This is a genomic window from Ferruginibacter sp. (assembly GCF_031430955.1).
GTDB lineage: Bacteria > Bacteroidota > Bacteroidia > Chitinophagales > Chitinophagaceae > Ferruginibacter.
In genome coordinates this window covers 1-8,117 of the sequence record NZ_JANPCM010000118.1, presented here as the reverse complement: position 1 = coordinate 8,117, position 8,117 = coordinate 1, and the positions used below count along the sequence as shown (strand labels likewise).

At 35.0% G+C, this 8,117-nt stretch carries 8 protein-coding genes and 1 pseudogene; 5 read left to right on the top strand and 4 right to left on the bottom strand.

The window, feature by feature from the left end; genetic code table 11:
* From ACY65O_RS03265 to ACY65O_RS03250, 4 genes and pseudogenes are all read right to left on the bottom strand, one after another.
* Positions 1–233: pseudogene (locus ACY65O_RS03265) on the bottom strand (ABC transporter permease); the annotation flags it as partial.
* Between the two features lie 85 nt (positions 234–318).
* A complete protein-coding gene (locus ACY65O_RS03260) occupies positions 319–1,251 on the bottom strand; it encodes an ABC transporter ATP-binding protein (RefSeq protein ID WP_462219418.1) in 933 nt (310 codons plus the stop codon).
* Between the two features lie 103 nt (positions 1,252–1,354).
* A complete protein-coding gene (locus tag ACY65O_RS03255; protein WP_462219417.1) occupies positions 1,355–2,971 on the bottom strand; it encodes an NAD(P)/FAD-dependent oxidoreductase in 1,617 nt (538 codons plus the stop codon).
* Positions 2,972–3,062: 91 nt separating this feature from the next.
* Positions 3,063–3,452 (bottom strand): DUF3127 domain-containing protein, encoded by a 390-nt coding sequence (locus ACY65O_RS03250; protein WP_462219416.1) that lies wholly within the window; start codon positions 3,450–3,452, stop codon positions 3,063–3,065.
* A 115-nt stretch (positions 3,453–3,567) separates the two neighbouring features.
* On the opposite strand from ACY65O_RS03250, the gene ACY65O_RS03245 reads away from it, so the two are divergent.
* The 5 genes from ACY65O_RS03245 to ACY65O_RS03225 form a co-directional block, all read left to right on the top strand.
* A complete protein-coding gene (locus tag ACY65O_RS03245; protein WP_462219415.1) occupies positions 3,568–4,320 on the top strand; it encodes a 5'-nucleotidase C-terminal domain-containing protein in 753 nt (250 codons plus the stop codon).
* Positions 4,310–5,245: a bifunctional metallophosphatase/5'-nucleotidase gene (locus tag ACY65O_RS03240; RefSeq protein ID WP_462219414.1), complete on the top strand. Its 936-nt coding sequence runs from the start codon at positions 4,310–4,312 to the stop codon at positions 5,243–5,245. The genes ACY65O_RS03245 and ACY65O_RS03240 overlap by 11 nt, the downstream gene beginning before the upstream one ends.
* A 140-nt stretch (positions 5,246–5,385) precedes the next feature.
* The gene (gene dnaA / locus ACY65O_RS03235) at positions 5,386–6,819 is read left to right on the top strand and encodes a chromosomal replication initiator protein DnaA (protein WP_462219413.1); all 1,434 of its coding nucleotides are present in this window, start codon (positions 5,386–5,388) and stop codon (positions 6,817–6,819) included.
* Between the two features lie 166 nt (positions 6,820–6,985).
* Positions 6,986–7,696, top strand: coding sequence for a ribonuclease III (gene rnc, locus ACY65O_RS03230; RefSeq protein WP_462219412.1), 711 nt, complete (start codon positions 6,986–6,988; stop codon positions 7,694–7,696).
* Between the two features lie 133 nt (positions 7,697–7,829).
* The coding region (locus tag ACY65O_RS03225; RefSeq protein WP_462219411.1) for an NAD(P)-binding domain-containing protein at positions 7,830–8,117 on the top strand (288 nt) is incomplete at its 3' end.

The window sequence follows — 8,117 nt, the reverse complement described above, 5'->3', positions numbered from 1 at the left end:
ATTGTATTACTTGTGTCTTTGCCATTTACTGTATTAATTAAGTCTTGTTTAAATAACCCTGATTTATCTATTAATGCAATCCTTAAATCTTCCTTGGTTTTATCAGCAATATAGCCCGTGCCAAAAATTAAAGCCAGATATAAAAGCGGAAAAAGAATAGTACCAATGATGAAGGTTTTTTTTCTAACACGGGTTAAAAATTCTCTTTGTATGATTAATAAAATTTTGTTCATTTTGTATAAGTTGAAAAGTATAAATGAGGGTTAAATGCTAAAAAGAATAAAGTAACAATTAAAGAAACTATGCATTAATGAATTGTCAATTATCCATTTCCTGAAATTGCCTTGCAGTTGGCGTGCCTTCTACTAATTTTATAAATATATCATTAAGCGAAGGAAGTATTTCTTTAAAAGAAACGATGCCGCTTCCCCCATTAATAAAATATCCCAACACATCATTGGCTTTAAAGCCTTCATTAATTTTTACAATAAGTTCTTGCTTATTTGTATTAATAATTTCAAATGCATTGCTATTGATACTATCAGGTATGTTTTCTAATTGAATACTGAAAAGATTTTCTTTAAAATCCTGTTTTACATTTTGCACAGTACCGTCTAAAATTTTCTTTCCTTTGTTTACCAGCACAATATTGTTGCAAATTTCTTCCACCTGTTCCATGCGGTGTGTACTAAAAATTATGGTAGTGCCATTTTGCGCCAACCTGTAAATTTCATCTTTAATAAGATTAGCATTAATAGGGTCGAGACCACTGAAGGGCTCATCTAAAATAATTAAATCAGGTTCGTGTAAAACGGTAATTACAAATTGTAATTTTTGTCCCATGCCTTTACTCAGATCCTCTACTTTTTTATTCCACCAGCTTTCCATCTCCAGCCGCACAAACCAATCTTTAATTTTGTGCATAGCATCGTCTTTACCCAATCCTTTAAGCCGGGCAAGGTATAAAGCCTGTTCACCAATCTTCATCTTTTTATACAATCCCCTTTCTTCGGGCATATAACCAATGTACCTGGCATCATTTTCGGGATCAAACTTTTTTCCTTTTAAAATAATATCACCAGAATCGGGATAAAAAATCCCTGTGATCATTCTTATTAAAGTGGTTTTACCGGCACCGTTAGGGCCAAGCAATCCAAAAATACTTCCTTTGGGAATGGTCATGCTGATATCGTCCACCGCTTTTTGTGTGGCAAAATATTTTTTCAGGTTTTGCAGTTCTAAAATGTTCATATAAAAATTTATTCAGTAAAGATAATTTGTAAAAAATTGTGTGTAAGTAAAATTTACAAACGGTAAAAATTAAGTTTGAGAGACAAACATACTTGCCTATTGCTTATTGCCTATTGCTTATTTGCATTGCCACTCTTTCGCCATCCATAGCCGCACTTACAATTCCGCCGGCATACCCTGCACCTTCGCCACAAGGGTATAAGTTTTTTATTTGAGGATGAGTAAGTGTATCGGCATTACGTGGAATTCTAACAGGAGATGATGTGCGGCTTTCGGTTGCTACCACCACAGCTTCATTAGTAAAATAACCGGGCATTTTTTTTCCAAACTCAATAAAACCTTTCGCCAGTGATTGATAAACAAAATCGGGCAACACTTCTTTTAAGGATAAAGAGTGCAAACCCGGCTGATAGGAACAATTGGGTAAAGATGAAGATGTTTTGCCATTGCTGAAATCCGCCATCCTTTGAGCAGGCGCTACAAATTTTCCACCCCCACTTTCAAAACATTTTTGCTCCACCATTTTTTGAAACTCCATCATTATTAATGGATGTTTTTCATTGAATACCTGCCTGCCGGCAGGCAAGGTTGAATATTGACCATTGTTTATTGAACGTTTTGTTTCTTTCAAAGCATCTTGTAACTCCACCTGTACTACCATACCACTGTTGGCATAAGGATTATTTCTTTTAGAAGGGCTCCAGCCATTAACCACAATTTCTCCTGCTGCTGTAGAAGCCGGAGCAATAATACCACCGGGGCACAGGCAAAAACTAAAAACGCCTCTTTGATTTATCTGTTCCACTAATGAATAAGAAGCTGGTGGTAAAATGTCATTTGCTGCATTGCTTTTATACTGGCAGGTATTAATAAGCATTTGCGGATGTTCAATTCTTACACCTAAAGCAAAAGGTTTTGCTTCTATTAAAATATTTTTTTGGTGCAGCAACTCAAAAATATCCCTGGCGCTGTGGCCCGTTGCTAAAATAAAATTATCAGCGTCAAAAATATTTCCATCAGCAGTTTTTACTGAAATTATTTTTTCTTTCTCAATAATAAAATCAATTACTTTTTTTTCAAATAAAAATTCGCCGCCGCATTCCATTATTTGGTTACGCATAGCAGTAATAATATGCGGTAATTTATTGGTGCCAATATGCGGATGTGCTTCGTATAAAATTTTTTCTTCGGCGCCAAAGCGAACAAATAAATTAAGTATGCGGTCAATATCGCCACGCTTGTTGCTTCTGGTATAAAGTTTACCATCGCTGTAAGTGCCGGCGCCGCCTTCGCCAAAACAATAATTACTTTCGGGGTTTATAATACCTTCTTTATTCAATACAGCTAAATCTCTTCGCCTTGCCCTTACATCTTTTCCTCTTTCTAAAATAATGGGCTTAATATTTTTTTCTATCAATTGCAGTGCTGCAAATAAACCTGCCGGGCCTGCACCAATAATAATTACTTTTTTTTGGGCCTTACTAACATCTTTAAAATCTAATGCAGTAATGTCTCTTTTTTTAAAAGGCTCATCAATAAAAGCATTTACTGTTAAGTTTACCCAAATAGTTTTTGCCCTTGCATCAAGCGATTTTTTTAAAAAATGAAAACCGGTAACGGAACTTTCTTTTTTGCCGGCAGTACCGGCAATATATTTTTTGATGATGGATTCATCCATTGCCTCGGAAGGAAGCAGTTTGAAAGAAATTTTTTGTTGCATATATTTAATGCCGGATACTTATTCCGGAAATTTTATTCGCTTAATTCTATATACTCATCTTCTGCTTTTCCCCTCTTTAGGGGGATAGGGGCTAAAACGGCAAATCATCCACTGCATCCGGTGGTGCCGATGAAAAAGTATCCAATGGTTCTAAATATTCATTATCAGTTTTTGCAGTTGCACCGGGTTGTAAAATTTGTTCAATTCTCCAGGCATCTAAATTGGTAATATAATTTACCTTGCCATCTTTTTCCCACTTGCTGCCTTTAATGTTGAAATATACTTTCACATCATCGCCAATATTCACCCTGTCCACAATAGCGGTTTTATCCTGTATGCATTGAAATTTTACATAATTGGTAACAGTGCGGCCATTTATTTCATCAGTTTTTTCAACAGCAAATTCTCTTGTTTTAAAAGTTTCTGTTCGTTGAACGATGTCGTACTTAGCAATTAATTTGCCGGTTAATTCATAACTCATAATAATAATTTAATATGCCAAAAGTAATTCTATTTATTGATAAATTTTTATCCCATCTTTTTTGTTGCTATTAATAAAAAATTACTACCTTCCTCTTTATTCTAACAGGAGTTTTATGAGGAAACCCAGCCACTTTTTTTTACCATTTTTTTTTACTGCATTTTTTTTAGTATCCTGTAAAACGGCATATCAACCGCAGGCAGTACAGTATATTGATTACCGCCTTACGCAGCAGAGTAGGCAAGACAGTGGTTTAAATAAATTATTGCAACCCTATGCCGATAGTGTAAATAAAAGTATGAATACTGTTATTGCAGTTGCCGCAACAGAACTGGAAAAAAAACAACCCGAAGGAACATTAGGAAATATTATGGCAGATGCTATGCTGGCTAAAGCAAAGCAGGGATATAAAATGCCTGTTGACGGAGCCTTTATTAATTTTGGTGGTATCAGGCTTACTTCGGTAGCCGCAGGTAATATTACAAGAGGCAAAATTTTTGAGCTGGCACCTTTTGATAATGATATTGTAATACAAAAATTAAGTGGTAAAGTGTTGCAGGAATTCTTAAATCATATTTCTGCAAAAGGTGGCTGGCCTGTGGCAGGCATTAGCTGGCAAATAAAAAATAAAACTGCAATAAATATTCTAATAAACGGACAGCCGATAGCTGATACAGCAGTTTATGCTATTGCAATGGTTGATTATGTAGCTAACGGTGGCGATGATTGTATCATGCTCAGGCCAATACCACAAAAAAGTACAGGATATGTTTTAAGAGAGGCACTTATTGAATATTTTATTGAAATAAACAGGCAAGGAAAAAAAATATCTTCTCAAATAGAAAACCGGGTAACAAATGCAGAGTAGAAGAAAATTTATTACACAATCTTCGCTTGCTGCTGCGGCAATGCTAACATCAAACAGTCTGTTTGCAGAAATGCAAAAAGAAAATGCAGCAAAAAAATTGATCATCCTTCATACTAATGATGTACACAGCAGGCTGGAGCCTTTCCCTATGGACGGTGGCAGAAATCAGGGACTAGGCGGCGTGGCGGCAAGGGCTGAATTAATAAAGAAAATAAGAAATGAAAATAACCAGGTGTTATTATTAGATGCAGGCGATATTTTTCAGGGTACGCCTTATTTCAATATTTATAAAGGCGAGCCCGAAATGAAAGCAATGGCTGCAATGCAATATGATGCAGTAACAATGGGTAATCACGATTTTGATGCAGGACTGGAAAATTTTGCTGCTCAATTAAAGCATGTAAATTTTCCGGTATTGATGTGTAATTACGATTTTACCAATACACCAATGGAATTTAAATACCAACCGTATAAAATTTTTAAAAAAGGAAAATTAAAAATTGGTGTTACTGGAGTGGGCATACAACTAACCGGGTTAGTACCGGATAGTTTATTCGGCAATACAAAATATCTTGATCCAATACAAAAAGCAAATGAAACCGCTGCTGCATTAAAAAAAGAAGAAGGTTGCGATATGGTGATATGCCTTAGCCATTTAGGATATAAATACACCGACAATAAAGTAAGCGATATCGTATTGGCTAAAGAAACTGAAAATATAGATTTAATAATTGGCGGGCATACACATACTTTTATGGATGCGCCGGAATTACATACTAATAAATCAGGAAGTGGTGTATTGATAAACCAGGTGGGTTGGGCTGGTATTCAACTGGGCAGATTAGATTTTGATTTTGCTGGATTTAACTCAAAAAAATTGTCAAAATCCCATACTGTGGTGGTAGTGAAAAAAACAATTGAATAAAAAATTTTTTTTTCAATAATTTATTCGATATTCGCTGTCCTGCTAAAAATTAATTTTCAGTATTCATTGAAAGTAATTTTTAAAGGACAATCCCCCTAAACTACTCTTTTACTCAACATAAATAAATTGTTTAAGAACTAATGGATAAGGCTTTTGAAAAAGTATGGACTAATTGTTTAGAGATAATCAAAGACATTGTAGAATGGCAACATTTTAAAACATGGTTTGAACCAATTACACCCGTAGCATTAAAAGAAAAAATATTAACGATACAGGTGCCAAGTCAATTTTTTTATGAGTACCTTGAAGAACATTATGTTTCTCTTTTAGCAAAAACATTAAAAAGAGAATTGGGTAAAGAGGCAAGATTGGAATACAGAAAAATGGTAGACAGCGGTAACAGTAAAAATAAACCGCTAACGATGGATGTGCCGGGTCATGGTTATAAATCATATTCAAACAACGAAATGGATTTTCCACTTGTAATAAATAATCCTGTTAAGAATCCGTTTGTAATTCCGGGTCTTAAAAAAATGCAGATAGATCCGCAGTTAAATCCTGCCTATACATTCGATGCATTTATAGAAGGTGATTGCAACCGTGTTGCCCGCCGTGCTGGTAAAACTGTTGCAGAAAAACCAGGCACCACTTCTTTTAACCCTTTAGTAATTTATGGTGGCGTTGGTTTAGGTAAAACGCATTTGGCACAGGCCATCGGCAACGAAGTAAAAAGATTACATACTAATAAAGTGGTATTATATGTAAGCTCCGAAAAATTTATCAACCAGTTTATAGACCATAGCCGCAATCAGGCCATCAACGATTTTATTCATTTTTATCAGTTGATAGATGTTTTAATTATTGATGATGTGCAATTTTTTAACCGTGCCGAAAAATCACAGGAAGCATTCTTCGCTATTTTCAATCATTTACACCAAAGCGGTAAACAATTAATATTAACCAGCGATAAGCCTCCAAAAGATTTGGAAGGTGTACAGGAAAGATTATTAAGCCGCTTCCGCTGGGGCTTAAGTGCCGATCTGCAGGTGCCGGATTACGATACCAAAATTGAGATATTAGAAAAGAAGATGAAGAATGATGGATTAGAAATGCCCCGTGAGGTAGTAAAATATATTGCTTATAATATTAATAGCAACGTAAGGGAATTAGAAGGTGCTTTAATATCATTATTGGCACAATCTTCGCTTAATAAGAGAGAAATTGATCTTGAATTGGCAAAGAAAGTACTTAGAAATTTTGTAAAATCCTCCAGTAAGGAAATCACTATCGACGCCATACAAAAAATGGTATGCGAATATTTTGACGTGCCTTACGATAAATTGCTGCAAAAAACCCGTAAAAGGGAAATTGTGCAGGCAAGACAGATTACTATGTTTTTATCTAAAGCCTTTACCAAAAACTCCCTTAAAACAATTGGAGAGCATTTTGGCGGCAGAGATCATACCACGGTAATACACAGTTGCCAAACTGTAAAAGATTTAATGGATACCGACAGCCTTTTTAAAGAAAGCGTGTTAGAGTTGCAGCAAAAGGTTCAGCTGGCAGCAATGTAATATTGCTTTTATCTCAGTATAATTATAATGCTTATAAAAATCTTTTTAATCTAAAAAATTAAAAAGATTTTTTGTATTAAGTTATTGATGTTGGGGCTACTCAAAAAAATCTTAATTTTATTTTCATAATAAATAGAAGTAATTTCATTCAAACATTTTCAAGCACTTGCAATTCATTAAAGATTTTTTCAACAGTCAGAATAAAACACGGGAGTTTAAAAAACAACTGAGTAATATACTGGGCTTTACACCCGGCGATGTTGCCCTGTATAAAACTGCACTAAGCCACAGAAGCGTAAGGGAAGGCGCCGATGAAAATAATGAAAGGCTGGAGTTTTTAGGCGATGCTGTTTTAAGCTCCATTGTGGCGCATTATTTATTTAGAAAATATCCCTACAAAGGCGAAGGTTTTTTAACTGAAATGCGGAGCAAAATGGTAAACCGTCAAATGCTGAACGATATTGCATTAAAGATGGGGCTTAAAAAAATTACCTTTTACAATAAATACGATAATTCCCTTAAAATTTCTCAAATATTTGGTAATACATTAGAGGCTTTAATTGGGGCTGTATATTTAGATAAAGGTTATGCCGGTACACAAAAGTGGGTGGAGAAATTTATCATTATGCCGCATCTTTTTATAGATGACCTGGAGATAATAGAAATAAATATAAAAAATAAATTGTACGGCTGGGCCAATAAAAATGGTAAGCTATTAGAATTTGAAACACTAAATGAAAAATTTGAAAATGGCCGCCGCCTTTTTACCATTGGTGCAACTGTTGATGGGGAATTAATTGCCGAAGCAAAAGGCTACAATAAAAAAGATGCCAGCCAGATTGCGGCGCAGTTGGCAGTAGATAAATTAGGGCTTTAAAAATTAAATGTTGATGGTTGAAAGTTGAATGTTTGCGAATTACATTTCTGCCATTAACTTTTTAACGGAAATTTTTAGTGCTTACTGCCTTGGATTTAAAAATTTTTCAACCATCAACTTTCAACTATCAACCATGCAATTTGGAATATTAGGAAGCGGAAGCTGGGGAACAGCCCTTGCAAAAATTTTAACCGATAATGGTAACACCATTTACTGGTTTAACCGCAGCGAAGCAGCAATCAAACATATACAAACACGCCATCACAATCCTCATTATTTGCCATCGGCACATTTTAATGTTTCACAATTACATTTAACCATCAAGGCCGCAGAAGTTATAACTAATTCAGATTGTATTATTATTGCGGTTCCCTCAGCATACGCCACAGATGTTTTACAGGGGCTGGATAAAAAAATATTT